The 16,208-nt window shown below is 28.1% G+C and carries 16 protein-coding genes; 3 read left to right on the top strand and 13 right to left on the bottom strand.

The window, feature by feature from the left end; all coding sequences use genetic code 11:
* The first annotated feature begins 144 nt into the window (after positions 1-144).
* Both QX51_RS05645 and ylbJ read left to right on the top strand, forming a co-directional pair.
* On the top strand, positions 145-1,410 hold the full coding sequence (locus QX51_RS05645) for a nucleotidyltransferase (RefSeq protein WP_039678925.1): 1,266 nt from the start codon (positions 145-147) through the stop codon (positions 1,408-1,410).
* 38 nt (positions 1,411-1,448) lie between these two features.
* On the top strand, positions 1,449-2,681 hold the full coding sequence (gene ylbJ, locus QX51_RS05640) for a dipicolinic acid transporter SpoVV (RefSeq protein WP_330376039.1): 1,233 nt from the start codon (positions 1,449-1,451) through the stop codon (positions 2,679-2,681).
* Between the two features lie 41 nt (positions 2,682-2,722).
* Here the strand turns inward: ylbJ and QX51_RS05635 are convergent, their stop codons facing one another.
* The 6 genes from QX51_RS05635 to QX51_RS05610 all read right to left on the bottom strand — a co-directional run bounded on the left by QX51_RS05635 (position 2,723) and on the right by QX51_RS05610 (position 8,475).
* Positions 2,723-3,235, bottom strand: coding sequence for a hypothetical protein (locus QX51_RS05635; RefSeq protein ID WP_039678923.1), 513 nt, complete (start codon positions 3,233-3,235; stop codon positions 2,723-2,725).
* An 18-nt stretch (positions 3,236-3,253) separates the two neighbouring features.
* On the bottom strand, positions 3,254-3,742 hold the full coding sequence (gene coaD / locus QX51_RS05630) for a pantetheine-phosphate adenylyltransferase (RefSeq protein ID WP_079764692.1): 489 nt from the start codon (positions 3,740-3,742) through the stop codon (positions 3,254-3,256).
* A gap of 1 nt (position 3,743) precedes the next feature.
* Positions 3,744-4,298 carry a 16S rRNA (guanine(966)-N(2))-methyltransferase RsmD gene (rsmD, locus tag QX51_RS05625; protein ID WP_039678922.1) on the bottom strand — a complete coding sequence of 185 codons (555 nt, stop codon included), beginning with the start codon at positions 4,296-4,298 and terminating at the stop codon, positions 3,744-3,746.
* Between the two features lie 38 nt (positions 4,299-4,336).
* Entirely contained in the window at positions 4,337-6,394 is a 2,058-nt protein-coding gene (recG, locus tag QX51_RS05620) for an ATP-dependent DNA helicase RecG (RefSeq protein ID WP_079764691.1), read from the bottom strand.
* An 89-nt stretch (positions 6,395-6,483) separates the two neighbouring features.
* Entirely contained in the window at positions 6,484-8,109 is a 1,626-nt protein-coding gene (locus QX51_RS05615) for a DAK2 domain-containing protein (RefSeq protein ID WP_039678921.1), read from the bottom strand.
* 15 nt (positions 8,110-8,124) lie between these two features.
* Positions 8,125-8,475 (bottom strand): Asp23/Gls24 family envelope stress response protein, encoded by a 351-nt coding sequence (locus tag QX51_RS05610; RefSeq protein ID WP_039678920.1) that lies wholly within the window; start codon positions 8,473-8,475, stop codon positions 8,125-8,127.
* Between the two features lie 400 nt (positions 8,476-8,875).
* Between QX51_RS05610 and rpmB the strand changes: the two genes are divergently transcribed.
* A complete protein-coding gene (gene rpmB / locus QX51_RS05605; RefSeq protein WP_018589792.1) occupies positions 8,876-9,064 on the top strand; it encodes a 50S ribosomal protein L28 in 189 nt (62 codons plus the stop codon).
* Between the two features lie 400 nt (positions 9,065-9,464).
* Here rpmB and QX51_RS20585 read toward each other — a convergent pair whose 3' ends face one another.
* The 7 genes from QX51_RS20585 to rlmN form a co-directional block, all read right to left on the bottom strand.
* Entirely contained in the window at positions 9,465-9,614 is a 150-nt protein-coding gene (locus QX51_RS20585; RefSeq protein WP_161791903.1) for a hypothetical protein, read from the bottom strand.
* 617 nt (positions 9,615-10,231) lie between these two features.
* Entirely contained in the window at positions 10,232-10,885 is a 654-nt protein-coding gene (locus QX51_RS05600) for a thiamine diphosphokinase (protein WP_039678919.1), read from the bottom strand.
* Positions 10,886-10,894: 9 nt separating this feature from the next.
* Complete coding sequence (gene rpe, locus QX51_RS05595; protein ID WP_039678918.1) at positions 10,895-11,551, bottom strand: ribulose-phosphate 3-epimerase; 657 nt, start codon at positions 11,549-11,551, stop codon at positions 10,895-10,897.
* 3 nt (positions 11,552-11,554) lie between these two features.
* Entirely contained in the window at positions 11,555-12,436 is an 882-nt protein-coding gene (gene rsgA, locus QX51_RS05590; protein WP_039678917.1) for a ribosome small subunit-dependent GTPase A, read from the bottom strand.
* 169 nt (positions 12,437-12,605) lie between these two features.
* Positions 12,606-14,393 (bottom strand): Stk1 family PASTA domain-containing Ser/Thr kinase, encoded by a 1,788-nt coding sequence (gene pknB, locus QX51_RS05585; RefSeq protein WP_039678916.1) that lies wholly within the window; start codon positions 14,391-14,393, stop codon positions 12,606-12,608.
* Positions 14,394-14,405: 12 nt separating this feature from the next.
* Entirely contained in the window at positions 14,406-15,155 is a 750-nt protein-coding gene (locus QX51_RS05580; protein ID WP_039678915.1) for a Stp1/IreP family PP2C-type Ser/Thr phosphatase, read from the bottom strand.
* 18 nt (positions 15,156-15,173) lie between these two features.
* A complete protein-coding gene (rlmN, locus tag QX51_RS05575; RefSeq protein ID WP_039678914.1) occupies positions 15,174-16,205 on the bottom strand; it encodes a dual-specificity RNA methyltransferase RlmN in 1,032 nt (343 codons plus the stop codon).
* Positions 16,206-16,208: the final 3 nt, after the last annotated feature.

Raw genomic sequence — 16,208 nt, 5'->3', positions numbered from 1 at the left:
TACTTATTATTCATATAATAAAACATATTTATGTGTCTTATCACACATTTATATTATTATATTATTAAGTATTTCCTCTAATTTTGTCAACTTAAAAAATATAATATATTAATATGTAGTAAAAATTACCAAAAGGAGGATTGTATGAATTTACTAGGATTAGTGGTTGAATACAACCCATTTCATAATGGTCATAAATACCATTTAGAAAAATCAAAGGAAATAGCAAAGGCAACTCATACTATGGCTATAATGAGTGGTTCTTTTTTACAAAGAGGAGAGCCCGCTTTATTTGATAAATATACAAGAGCAGAGATGGCAGTAAAAAGTGGTGTGGATTTAGTAATAGAACTTCCAACTCTTTATGCTTGTCAAAGCGCAGAAATTTTTTCTCACGGTGCCATAGCTACCTTAAACTCTCTTAATTGCGTTAGTTCAATTTGTTTTGGAAGTGAAGAAGGAGATGTGGGAATCTTAAATACAATAGCGGAGATTTTAGTTAAAGAACCTATAGAATTTAAGTTAAATTTAAAAAAGCATTTAGATGATGGTGTCGTTTTCCCAATAGCAAGAAGTAAAGCTCTATATGAATATATAAAAACTCATAATCTTTTACATTTAAATGAAAATGAACTTCAACAAGTTTTGAATTCTTCTAATAATATATTAGGTATTGAATATATTAAAAGTTTAATTAAGATATATAGCTCTATTAAACCTTATACCATCACTAGAGTTGCATCTGAATATAATTCCAGTGATATAAATAGTAATATTTGTTCAGCCACAGCTATTAGAAATTCTTTAAAAAATAACCAAAACTTGCAACTTATTGAAAATGTTATCCCAAAACCGACTTTTGATGAAATTAATAGTAAAATAGATAGTAATTTTAACCCTGTATTTGATTATATGTTCTACGACATATTATCTTCTATTATTATTAGAGACTACGAAAATTTGCATAACTATTTTGAGGTCAATGAAGGTATAGAAAATAAAATTTATTCTAATATTTTCACTTCTCAAAGTTTAGAAGAGTTAATTAATTCTACAAAGTCAAAACGTTATACTATGACTAAAATAAAGAGAACTTTAAATAATATTTTGCTAGGTGTTACCAAAGAAGATATATTAAAAGTAAAGGATTTAAATTCAATCCCTTACATTAGAGTTTTAGCTTTCAATAACAAGGGCCGAGAAATTATAAAGAAAATAAAAACTTCTAGTGATATTGAAATTATAACTAAATTTTCAAAAATAAGTCATATTGATGACCCTATATTTAAAACACTTATTAAATATGATTTAAAATCTAGCAATATGTATAATCTTATTTATTACAAAAATAATAAAGATCTATTAAAAGGACCCATGGATTATTATTTATCACCTAAGTATTTGCCATGATTATAAATTTTATAATACAAGAAAAGGGCTATTAATTTATAGTCCTTTTTCACTATTCAAATAATTATTTTTCATATTTCATTTTTTTTATTAATATATCTAAATTAACAAAATATTTTTTACCCAAAATTATAGTTTTATTATTAATTATTGGAATTATAATTTTCCCTGATGATTCTATTGAAGCTGCGCAAAATGGAATACATATATGGGTAAATATATTAATGCCCTCTTTACTACCTTTTATAATCGGTGCTAATTTGATAGTTTCTTTGAAGATAGTTGATATTATAGGCGTAATAATAAATCCCATAACTCAATTTATCTTCAATGTATCAGGTAAAAGTGCACTAGTTTTTGCAATCTCAGCAGTATCTGGATATCCTGTAGGTGCAAGACTGGCATCTGATTTAAGGCTAAACCAAGATATTTCTCAATACGAAGGTCAAAGGTTAGTATCATTTTGTTCCACATCAGGTCCCTTATTTATAATTGGTGCTGTGGCAGTCGGAATGTTAAACGATGCATACTTAGGATATGTAATGCTTATTTGCCATTATCTAGGAGCCATAACTGTTGGTTTACTTTTTAGAAGATACGGAAAAGAAAAAAGAGAAAGGTCAAATAAAACCATAATTAATAATATAAAATCCATAATTAATACTCCAGAAAAGGATGGTTTTTTTATTTCTTTTGGAAATGCCGTTATAAGTGGTGTAAATACTTTATTGGCTGTTGGTGGTTTTGTAATAATTTTTTCTGTAGTTTTTAAAATCCTAACGTTATTTAATGTAATAGATGGTATATCTTACATATTGTGCTTTTTCTTTTCTTCTTTAGGCATGACAAAAGAGGTTTGTTCTGCTTTTATAAGTGGGTTATTTGAAATTACAATAGGTTGTAATAATGTAACTAGCATTACATATATTTCTGAGGTAATTAAAGCCAGTTTATGCAGTTTCATCATAGGCTTTAGTGGTTTATCTATTCTAGCTCAATGTTGTAGCTTTATAGCTAAGACTGATATTAAAACTAGTATTTACATATTCAACAAATTTTTACATGGTACATTTGCAGCTTTATATACGTTTTTACTTTATCCAATAAGCTCAAATTACTTACCAGTTTCAAATTTTTCATCAATTTATAATTCTATTTACAATAACAATATCCTAAATCATTATTTTTATAATTTTAAAATATTTTTAATTATAACTGTTATTATTTATATAATATTCAATCTATACTTTTTATATATAACAAAAGATTGATAAAATAATGAAAGCTCCCAGTTTAATCGGGAGCTTATTTTCTATTCTTCTCTTAATTCTCTTTTATTTCTTTTTACTATTTCTAAAGTTTCTATTAGATTTTGTTCAACTGAACTTATTACATCTTCTGCATATTCAATAGATCCTTCTCTAATTTCAACTGCATAAGACTCTGCTCTACTTATAATTTCTGTAGCTCTTTCTTTTGCTCTTTCAACAACTTCGCTCGATTCTACAATATCATTAAATTGTTGTTTAAGATTTTCTTCGAACTGCTCTCCTTCTTTAGCTTTAATTTGAGCTTCTTGGTTAGCTTGTTCTATAATTTGTTCTGCTTCAGCCTTTGCTTCTGTTATTATTCTTTGCCTTTCTCTATTAATCCATATTGCTTGATTTACTTCTTCTGGCATTAATGTTTTTATATCATTTATAATAGCAAGAATTTCCTCTTTATCTATACTAATTGATTTTCTTGCTAACCCTTTAAGTGGTGCATGCTCTATTAACTCTTCTAATTCTTGAAATAAATCCATGATTTCTAAATCTATTTTCATATTATTCCCCCTAAATTACTATTTCGTCTTCTTTTCTATCGCCCAGATAACTTCTTCTGGCACTAAGTTTTTAACATCAGCTCCGAAGTTTAAAACTTCTTTAATTAATGATGAACTTACAAAAGAGTATTGCTTGTTAGTTGGTAAAAATATTGTTTCTATATCAGAATTCAATTCTTTATTCATATGAGCCATTTGTAACTCATAGTTAACATCTGCTTCACTTCTTACTCCTCTAACTAAAGTATCTATTCCATGTTCTTTACAGTAATTAACTAATAAACCTTGGAATTCAATCACTTTAATATTATTCAATTCTTTTGTACAAACCTCAATTAATTCAACTCTTTCTTCTAATGTAAAAAGTCCCTTTTTATTAGGATTTATAAGCACTCCAATTTGCAATTCATCAAATAGCTTAGCTGCTCTGAAAATTATATCTAAATGTCCATTGGTAATTGGATCAAAACTACCAGCAAATATTGCTTTACGCATTGGTTTGTCCATGTTATTCCTCCACTTTATAAAACGTTAATGTTGTATTACCATATTTTTTGTCTCTACTTTTGTACAATCTTCCAATATTATCTGGAAATTTATCTTTAGTATCATGTTCTACAACAATAATACCATCTTCTTTTAAAAGGTTATTATTATCTATACTACCTAATGCATCACTAAACAGATTCTTATAATATGGAGGATCCATAAATATAACGTCAAATTTTTCATTTTTTAAAGATAAAGAGTTTATAGCACTTTTAAAATCTAAGTTTAATACTATACTTTCACTTTCAACTCTTGCCTTCTTTATATTAGATTTTACAATGTTTATACTTTCCTTACTATTATCTACAAAAATACATTTATTCGCTCCTCTTGATAAACACTCAATTCCTAAAGAACCTGTCCCAGCAAATAAATCTAATATATTACTGTCCATTATATATGGATTAATCATATTAAATAAAGACTCTTTAACTCTGTCTGTCGTAGGTCTTACGTCATCATTTTTCGGAGCATTTAATTTTAGTCCTCTTGCTTTTCCTGAAATAACTCTCAAAATTATATCTCCTTTCTTTATTTTACCATAAATTTCAACTAATTTAATGAGATTTCTTCACGTTCACTAAATTTATACAATATTTCTTCTTTTAATTTTTTATTATCTTCTTGCTGTAATTTTACATCTTGGCCAATTATGTATCTAGCCTCTAATTGAGCTTGTTTTAATATTTTAATATGTTTAAAAATGTTTGCAACTTTTAACTCTGGCAGACCATGTTGTCTTGTCCCAAAAAACTCACCTGGACCTCTTATTTCTAAATCTTTTTGAGATATTTTGAATCCATCTGTAGTCTCTTCCATAATAGCCATTCTTTCCCTACATACTTCTGTTTTTGAATTGTAAATTAATATGCAATAAGATTTATGCTTTCCTCTTCCAACACGGCCTCTAAGCTGATGAAGCTGTGCTAAACCAAATCTCTCTGCATTTTCTATTATCATCAACGTGGCGTTAGGTACATTAACTCCTACTTCAATAACCGTAGTAGATACTAATATATCTAGTTTTTTATTTTTAAAATCATCCATTATATCATCTTTTTCACTCGGTCTCATCTTACCATGAAGCAGACCCACTCGTAAATCTGAAAAAAATTCTCTTTTTAACTCTTCTACTAATTCAACTGCCGCTGTAGCTTCTATCTTTTCACTTTCATCTACTAAAGGACATACAACATAAACTTGTCTTCCTTTTTCAACTTCATTTCTTACTAAATTCTCATAAGCTTCTTTTCTTCTTTTATGTTCTATAGCTATAGTTTCTACAGGTTGCCTTCCTGGAGGCAACTCATCTATTATAGATATATCTAAATCGCCATATAAAATTAGCGCTAATGTTCTAGGTATTGGTGTTGCAGTCATAACAAGAATATCAGGACTATCTCCTTTATTAGATAATCTTCCTCTTTGTCTAACACCAAATCTATGTTGTTCATCCGTTATAACTATACCTAAATTTTTGAATTCCACCTTATCTTCTATAAGAGCATGTGTTCCAATAAGAATATCCACTTCTTGATTTTTTACTTTTTCTAATACTTTTTCTTTTTGTTTTTTTGTAAGACTCCCCACTAACAGCTCAGACTTAATATTAAAAGCTTCTAATGTTTCTTTAAAGGAATCATAGTGCTGTGATGCTAAAATCTCTGTAGGTGCCATTAAAGCTCCCTGATAGCCATTTAAAACAGCACTAGCTAGAGCAAGTAATGCTACAACAGTTTTTCCACTTCCCACATCACCTTGAACTAGTCTATTCATCACTTTTAAAGATGTCATATCTTTAGTAATTTCATTTAATGCTCGACTTTGAGCCTTTGTTAATTTAAATGGAAGAGATTTTATTATATCATTTAATTTTTCTTTTTCTTCAAATTCTATTCCACTAGCTTCATTGATTCCACTTTTAAAATAAAATAGTCCCAATTGTAAAATTAGAAATTCTTCAAAAACTAACCTATATAAGGCAACTTTTAAATATTCCTTATTAACTGGAGAATGTATATTTCTAACAGCAAAATCAATACTGCATAATTTATATTTGTCTAATATATACTTAGGTAAATATTCTTCAACTTTAAATTCTTCCTTTGCAAGAACTGATTTTATCATTCCTTGTAACTCTTTATTAGTTAAACCATAAGTCAAAGGGTATGCTGGTTCAATTTTACAAGTAGAACTTGGCTTATTAGTATAATGTTCTACTTCAATCGGGATAAATTCCTTAAAGTTATTTTCTATCTTAACTTTTCCAAAAGCTAAAATACTATCTCCACTTTTAAATACTTTTGTAATATATTCTTGATTAAAAAATGACATTTTTATATAACCGCTATCATCTCTTATATCTATCCTAGTTATTTTCATACCTTTTCGCGGACTATATGTATCAATTTTAGTTATAATTCCTTTAATCGATACCTTGTCCTCATTTTCCAATTGACTAATTTTTTTTATAATACTTCTATCTTCATATTGTCTCGGAAAATAATATATTAGATCTTTTAGCGTAAATATATTAAGTTTATGAAGTTTTTCAGCTCTTTTAGGTCCTATTCCTTTTACAAATTGTATCTCTTTATTTAAGTTATTCATAATTATCACCTACAATTATTATTCCCTTAAGATTAAAAAATCCTGTATAACATACTAATATAGTACGATTATACAGGACCAGTTAATCATTATTCAACTGAAACTAAGTAATAATAAAGAGGCTGTCCTCCATAGTGTAATTCCACATCTATATCTTCAAATTTTTCCTCTAAAGAATCTCTTAAGGCTTCTGCGTCTTCCTCAGAAGTATCTTCACCGTAGAATAAAGTTATTATAGCACTATCTTCATCTACTAATTTTTCAACAAGATCAGTAGTTATTTCATCAACCTTATCTCCTGCAGCTAATAATTTTCCTTCAGCTATACCAATTATATTTCCTTCTCTTACTTCTACATCGTTTATAACTGTGTCTCTTACAGCATAAGTTACTTGACCAGATTTTACTGAAGATAGGACTTCCATCATGTTTGCTTCATTTTCAGTTACATCAGCATCACCGTCAAATATTACTAAAGTAGCAAAAGCTTGTGCAACATTTTTAGTTGGTATAACTATTATATTTTTATCACTTAATTCTTTAGCTTGGTTAGCAGCCATTATTATGTTACTGTTATTTGGTAATATAATAATATTTTTTGCATGTAAGCTTTCTATTGCTTTCATAAAATCTTCTGTACTTGGGTTCATAGTTTGACCACCTTCTATTATGTGATCAACACCAAAATCTTTGAATATTTGTGCTAAGCCTTCACCCATAGAAGTAGCTATAAATCCGTACTCTTTTTCTTCAACTGGTACATCTTTAGTTTGAGCCGTTTCATTTAGTACCTTATTTTCATGTTGAAGTTTCATGTTTTCTATTTTTATTGTTAATAATTGTCCGTATTTTAATGCCTCTTGTATAGCAAGACCTGGGTCATTAGTGTGAACATGTACTTTTATCACACCTTCATCTCCAACTACAGCTAAGCTATCCCCAAATTTCATATACATATCTCTTACTGCTAAATCATCTATTTTATCACTTTCTAAAATAAACTCTGTGCAGTATTGGAACTTAATATCTTCACTAGATATGTTTTGTTCCACGTTAACCTCTACATTAGGAGATATTTCACCTTCTACAGATTTTATATCATTTCCTTTTAGAGATGATAACATTCCTTCATATATAAGAACTAATCCTTTCCCACCTGAATCAACAACTCCAGCTTCTTTTAAAGCCTTTAGTAATTCTGGTGTCTTCTCTAGTGATTCATTAGCTTTCTTTACTATTAATTCAAGGAACTCAATCATGTCCATGTCCTTGTTAGCAACCTTTACTGCATATTCTCCACTTTCTCTAACTACAGTAAGAATAGTTCCTTCTATTGGTTTTATTACAGCTTTATAAGCAGTATCAGAACCATTTTTTAGAGCATTCGCTAAGTCTACAACATTTAAAGTTTCTTTTCCTTCTATTGATTTTGCTATACCTCTTATTATTTGAGATAGTATAACTCCTGAGTTTCCTCTAGCTCCCATTAAAGAACCTTTAGAAAGAGCTTTACCTATATCTGTTATATCATCATTTTCAACTTTTGATAATTCTTTAATTGCATATGATATAGTTAAAGACATGTTTGTTCCTGTATCACCATCTGGAACAGGGAATACATTTAATTTATCAACTAAATCTTTATTGTTTTGAAGATTATTTGCTCCTGAAACAAACATATCTCTGAATTGTTTTCCGTCTATACATTGAATCATATTCTTCCTCCTATATTACTTAACCCTGATACCTTGCACGTTAACATCAATTTTACTAACTTTTATTGAAGTTATATTTTCTACTGAATATTTCACTCTGTCTATTATGTTATTTGCTACTGTCGAAATATTAATTCCATACTGCATTATAACAAATAATTCTATTTCTATTTTATTATCTTCTGTTTCATATATCTTAACGCCTTTAGTAGCATTGTCTCCTTTTAATAATTCAACAATACCTTTTATCTTTTGTGAGAAACCTACTAATCCGTAACTCTCCATTGCAGCTCTGTATGCAATTTGAGCTATAACATGTTTATCTATTTCTATACATCCATATTTATTATTTACTTTAGTAGTCATGGTTTTACCCCCTCATTTTCTTTTTTAATAATATTTTGTACAATGTTGAATTATTAATTTCATCAATTCAACAAATTTCCTTTATTTTAATAAATTATAGTTTATATTTCTATTTTAGACAAGATATATAATACTATAAGTAATTAATAATTAAAAGTTATTTAAATTTGGTAACTAAAAAGACGTTTACTGTCAATACTATGTATTAAGCACAGAAGATATAAAGTTTTTATATTTTAAAACATAGTGATTTACAGCATAGTAAAATAATGATAATAAACTTTTATCATTATTTTCTCTTTTAATATTTACATTAGCAAAATTTATATATATAAATTTTATGTTAATATAAATATGTTTTTAGTCTTAAAATAGTTATCATTTTAAGGAGGTGTATATAATGTCAAGAGTATGTTGCGTATGTGGTAAAGGTAAAGTTTCAGGAAACCAAGTATCACACTCAAATAAACACAGCAAAAGAACATGGGCTGCTAACTTAAGAAACGTTAAAGTTATAGAAAATGGAACTCCAAAAAGAGTAAAAGTTTGTACAAGATGCTTACGTTCAAACAAAGTTGATAGAGCTTAATAATAAATTTATTTTATTAGTAAAGAGCCTACAGAAATGTAGGCTCTCTTTTTTATCTAAAAGTTCATCAATTTTTCATTTTTATTTTTTATCATTTCTCATAAATTTCAGAACAATATTAGAAAGCCATTTTGGTAATTTTATAGTTACCATTTTCATATTTATCCCCCCCAGGTTAGATAATTCTTACTATTTTCCATAAGTTACATAAAACTTCTTTAAGTATATTTATTAATTTTTATGCAATTCACATTTTTTATAGACCTTTTAAAACTTATAAGATTGCATAATATTATTTTTAAAATAATAACCTTTCTCATAAATTATATTAAGGAAGGTTTTTGTTTTAGAATTATAAATTATTTATTCTATTGTTTTTTTATTTTTATCGCATATCCCCTTATTTATTATATATAACTATTATTCCAGCAGAGCTTTCATACTCTTCATCAGCCTTACTCTCTATATAACTTACTAAAGCCTCGTCCATCACTCCATATCCGCTCCTATCATCTTTATATTCAATAAATGTATATATTTCATAAGTCATTCCAGATACTTGTGGAAATTTACCTGCAGCATTTGGAAAATCACTTGTAGCAAACTCTAAAGCTTCAAATATTTGTTCATCTGTAACTTGAATCTTAGTTACTACATTTAATAAATTATTATCTATGCTGCCATCTTCACGTATAATTACTTACCCTATGTTGATCAAATAATTTTCTGTTTGAGCAACAATTACATCATGCCCCGATTTATCCTTTACCTTAGCATTTTTAACTACATAATGACTATGCACATCTATAAACACATCTAAACCTTCCTCTTGACTTATTATATCTGTTAATCTATATGATGCACTTTCTTAATCCATTCCCAAATGCAAAAGACCTACAATATAGTCAATATTTTATTTTTTAATTTATCAATTTGACTTTGTAATATCTTTCCTATTAATCCTGGATTAAATGAATATCCTTCTACCTTTCTCGGGTCTGCTTTTGTAACAGTATCTGGAGTAGTAAGTCCTATAACTCCCTAAGACTCCTTATTCCTCTTAATAGAAATTTATAACTAATTTGACTATATCATAGTATTTTTTATAATAAAATAAAAGCCATATGAATAATTATCCATTTTAGATAATATTCATATGGTTTTTATTTATAAGTTAACCTTATAATTCCTTATAATCAATGCATATCCATCTTCAATTTTTATACTACACTCATCATCTAGCATAACATTAGATATACCTAAAGATGATAGATACCCCATTTTAGCATTGTTCAAAGGGTACTCTAAATTTTTAAGAGTTATATTATTTGCATCTGTCATTATAGGGATAATTGATATTGTATCTCCCCTTTTTCCATGCAAAATAATCTCTTCATTTTTTATAGTAGTAATTTCTTCTTCACTAGTTATCATTCGAGGTTCAATATTCATTTCTCTTACATAATGCATTAAGCCTATGTTTGCAAGAGTATGGTCTATACGGCCTCCTAAAGCCCCATAAAAATCAATTCTTTTTGCTTCTAGTTCTTTAGCTAGATAAATACAAATTTCTGAATCTGTTTCATCTTTATGAGATGGATATGTTTTAAATAATACGTTTCTATTTTTATAATAGTATACTAAGTCTTTATCAATAGAATCTAAGTCTCCTATTATATATTTAGGTATAATATTCATTTTATATAAATGATTACAGCCACCATCGGCCCCTATTATATAATCATATTTTTCTCTAAGTATTATTTCTTTTGTTTTATCATAATTTTTTATTTCACCATTTAATATAATACAAACTTTCATTAGTATCTCCTAAAGACTTGCATTCTTTCTCATTAGCTTTACAGTTTCTTCTATGTTTTCACTATTAAATATAGCTGATCCTGCAACTATTACATTAGCTCCAGCTTCAACTACCTTATGAATATTATTTGGTTTTATTCCACCATCTACCTGTATATCAACATTAAGATTTTTTTCATCTATTATTTGTTTTAATTCTTTTATTTTTTCTACCATACTTTCAATAAATGATTGTCCCCCAAAACCAGGATTTACAGTCATTATAAGTACCATATCTACATCTTGTAATATGTGCTTTATAGTTTCTATTGGTGTAGCAGGATTAAGTGCAACACCAGCTTTTACATTATGTGACTTAATATTTTGTATAGTTCTATGTAAATGTCTGCACGCTTCCACATGAACTACTATTAAATCGCTACCTGCATCAACAAAATCTTTAATATAATTATCCGGATTTTCAATCATAAGATGTGTATCAAATACCATATCAACATCTTTTCTTAAAGATTTAACTATTCCAGGACCTAATGTTATATTAGGAACAAAATGTCCATCCATAACATCTATATGTAAATATTCACATCCTGCCTTTTCTACCTTTTTAACATCTTCTAATAGTTTTGCAAAATCTGCTGATAATATTGATGGTGCTAATTTTATCATTTTTTAATATCTCCTTTTCCCTTGTCTTATTTCATTAAGTAATTGTATATAACTTTCATATCTTACTTTAGAAATTTCCCCTGCTTCAACAGCTTCTTTAACTCCACAACCTGGCTCTTTTTCATGTATACACTTATTTCCAAACTTACAGTTATCAACTTCATCGAACTCTATAAAGTATTCCTTTAACTCACTTTCTTCTATATCTTCTAAAGTTAAGGAAGAGAAACCTGGTGTATCTGCAACTATACCTCCACATTGTAGTTTTAAAAGTTCAGCGTGTCTTGTAGTATGTTTCCCTCTTTTGATTTTATCACTAACTTCTCCAGTTTGTAACTTAAAATTTTGATCTATTTCATTTAATAAACTAGATTTTCCAACTCCTGATGGACCTGCAAAAACTACTACACTGTTATTTAACTCTTCTTTTACTTTGTCTATATTTTCTCTAGACTTGCTACTTACTGGAATTACCCTATATCCACTTAACTCATATATTTCTTTTATTTTATCTGTAATATTATCCTCATCCAAATCAACTTTTGTAAGAATAATTACAATTTCTAAATTTTCTTTCTCAGCAAGAACTATAAATCTATCTAATAAAGATAAATGAGGTGTAGGGTTCTTTACAGCAAAAACTATTAATGCTTTTTCCACATTAGCAATTGGAGGTCTTATAAGTTCGCTATCTCTTTTATCAATAGCTTCAACAACACCTATTTTCTTTTCCTCATCAACTATACTAATTTTTACTCTATCACCTACTAAAGGAGTTTGCTTATTTTTTCTAAATATTCCTCTAGCTCTACATTCATACAGTCCCTTTTCTGTATCTACGTAGTAGAATCCCCCTATTCCTTTCATTATCCTTCCATCTAACATTAATTGCCTCCTTATTTTTTTAACACTTTATTATATATTACCACAATATTTTTATTATTTTAAATTTAATTATTATATATTATTTTTTATTCATTATTTTTTATTAAAAATAAATATAAGTAAGCATAATGCTTACTTATATTTTGTTTATATGATTTAATTTTATACTTTAATCATTATCGTCATCATCATTATTTATATTGCTAGTTTGTTGATCTCCAGAATTATTGTTTCCATTTTGTGTGTTGTCTGAGTTATTATCACTACCATTGTTAGCATTGCCACCATTATTCGAATTGTTATTATTATTATTCGAATTATTACCATCATCGTTATTATTACTATCATTGTTGTTATTGTTATTGTTATTTTGATCAGAATTATCATCATCAGATGGTTTTTCTTCTTCATTTGGTTTTTCTTCTGGCTTTTGACCTTTGCTTACAACCACATTAACAGTATCACCTTTTTTAATACTTCCTGCACCTGCAATTGGACTTTGATTAATCACAGTACCTTCTTTATAAATTTCGCTATAATCATAACTTACGCTACCTAACACTAGGCCATCTTTTTCAAGAATTTTCTTAGCATCTTTTAGTGCAAATCCTAATAAGTTTGGTACTGATAATTCTTCTGGGCCTAAACTTATTACTATTGTTACAGTATCTCCTTTTTCTAGCTCAGTTCCTTCTGGTGGAGTTTGAGATATAACATGATTTTTTTCTACATCTGGATCATGTCTTTCACTGATAGTTAACTTTAAATCCAAATTATTTATAGTCTTATTTGCATCTTGTAAGCTCATATTAATTAAATTTGGTGCAATTATTACATTATTATCTGTGTTACCATTTAAAAGCCCAAATCCATTAGTTACAATCCCAGCAACTCCTAATATAGCTAAAACAAGTAATCCTATTATAGCACCTTTAAATCCATTTCTTTTTTTCTTTTTAGGTTTTCTGTCATAGCTGTCAACTTCTTCTCTTTCAGGCTGAACAAACATTTCTTCTTTAGGTTCTCTTTTTTGCTCTTTACCTAAAGTTTTAAACTTATTAGAATTATCTACTACTTCAACTGGTGGCATTCTTCTTGTAGCAAAATCATCATATTGCTTAATAAAATCTAAATCTATATTCTGCTCAATATATTCGATATCTTCAATAACTTCTTCACTACTTTGATATCTATCAGTAGGATCTTTTTCTGTCAGCTTTTTAATTAAAGTTCTAATACTTTGAGGTATTTGAGTTTTTTCCTCTAAGCTAAATTCTATATCCTCATTTATGTGTTGAAGAGCTATAGAAATAGGGCTATCTCCCTTAAAAGGTACTTTTCCTAATAACATTTCATATAAAACTATTCCTAGAGAATATAAGTCTGCATTATTTTTTACTGGTTTACCCTTAGCTTGCTCTGGTGAAAAATAATGAACAGATCCTATTATACTGCCTATATTAGTCATAGTCGAATTTGTGGCAGCTTTTGCAATCCCAAAATCTGCTACTTTTACGTTTCTACCTTCACTTGATATTAATATATTATGTGGTTTTATATCTCTATGTATGACCCCTTTTTTATGTGCAGCTCCAAGAGCTTTTGCTATTTGTTTAGTTATATCAAGAGCAGTATATTCATCTAAAGTTCCTTCAGTTTTTATAATTTCCTTTAAATTTTGTCCATCTATATACTCCATAACTATATAGTTTACTTTACCATCACAGCCTACATCATATACATTAACTATATTAGGATGAGATATGTTAGCCACAGCTTCTGCTTCTCTTTTAAATTTTGCTAAAAATTCTTCATCATCTACAAACTCTGGTCTTAAAACTTTTACAGCTACTACTCTGTTTAAAAGTCTGTCCTTTGCTTCATAAACAAAAGCCATACCTCCATCGCCAATTTTCCTTATGATTTCGTATCTATTACCTAAAATTGTTTCTCCCACAATATCACCATCCTAATCAATCTTACTTAAGATAACAGATATATTGTCCTTACCAGAATTATTATTAGCCTCATTAATTAAATCTTGGCAAATTTCTTTAATACCTTTATCTTGTTCAATAATATTTTTTATAGATTCATCTTCTACACAACCAGTAAGTCCATCTGTTGCTAAAAGTAATATATCATCTTTTTCTAATTTTTCTCTAAATATATCTACTATAATTATTTCTTCTGCTCCCATTGCTCGTGTAATTTGATTCCTACGAGGATGGCGTCTAGCTTCTTCTTCAGTTATTAAATTAGCATTTACCAATTCTTCAACTACAGAATGATCTTTAGTTATTTTTCTAAAGTCATCGTTATGCAATAAGTAACCTCTACTATCACCAACATTAGCTATAATCACATCATTTTTATAAATAACTGCCACAACTAAAGTTGTGCCCATACCTTCACAAGAATTATCTTCTAAAGCCTTTGCATAAATTTTCTTATTAGCATAATTATACCCTTGTTTTATTATATCATCTAAATAATCCATTTTTATGCCACCACTTTGAGAAATATTCTCTTTTAAAAAATCTATTATACTTTCTACTGCTATTTTGCTTGCTACCTCTCCTTTTTTATGGCCACCCATACCGTCAGCTAAAGCAAATATTCCTATACAATCATCCTCCGTTTGTATAATTTCCCCCATACAGTAGTCTTCATTATTTTTTCTAACTTTTCCCACATGAGAGTCACAATTATAAATCATAGCAATTACCCTCCTTATTTACTTGTGTTTACGTCTAAGCTGACCACAAGCTCCTCCTATATCAGATCCCATAGATATTCTAACTGTTGCCGGAATATTATTTTTTTCTAGGATATCTCTAAATTTGTAAATATAAGTTTTATCAGGTCTTTCAAAGTCTCTTTCTTCTACTTTGTTAATAGGAATTAAGTTAACATGACATAACATCCCTTTTAAAAGTTTTACAATTGCATCAGCTTCTTTTTTAGAATCATTTACACCTCTGATTAACGAATATTCAAAAGTAACTCTTCTATTTGTTTTTTGAATATAATACTTACATGCTTTTATTATATCATCTATTTTATATGCATTGGCAACAGGCATTATTTTTTTTCTCTCTTCATCAAAAGGAGAATGTAATGAAAGAGCTAAATTAATAGGTAGCTGTAAGTCAGCAAATTCATATATTTTAGGCACAACTCCACAAGTAGATAAAGTTATATGTCTATATCCTATATTTAATCCATTTTTTTCATTTACTAATTTGAAAAACTTTTTAGTGTTTTCAAAGTTGTCTAATGGTTCTCCACTTCCCATTAAAACTAAATTAGAAACTCTTTTATTAGTATCTTCTTGAACCTTCATAATTTGGTCTAAAATTTCCCACGGCTCTAAGTTTCTAATTAGTCCTTCTAATGTAGATGCACAAAATTTACATCCCATTCGACATCCTACTTGATTTGATATACAAACAGTTATTCTATCTCCATAATCCATCATAACTGTTTCAATTATATTTCCATCATTTAATTCAAATAAATATTTTTTACATTTATCTGTTTTTGATTCTAATGCTAATTCTAGTTTTATATTTCCTATATAAGATACCTCTTCTAATTTTTCTCTTAGACTTTTCGGTATATTATTCATATCGTCAAAAGTTTTAGCACCTTTATATATCCAGGAAAATATTTGACTACCTCTAAATGGTTTTTCACCTATACTTTTTAAGAATTCTTTTAATTCTTCTTCTGTCATATTTTTTAATGCCACTTTATTTGCTGTCATTTT

Source organism: Terrisporobacter othiniensis, from assembly GCF_000808015.1.
Taxonomy (GTDB): Bacteria; Bacillota; Clostridia; order Peptostreptococcales; family Peptostreptococcaceae; genus Terrisporobacter; species Terrisporobacter muris.
Note: the sequence above shows the minus strand (reverse complement) of the source record. Positions and strands in the feature narration are given on the sequence as shown.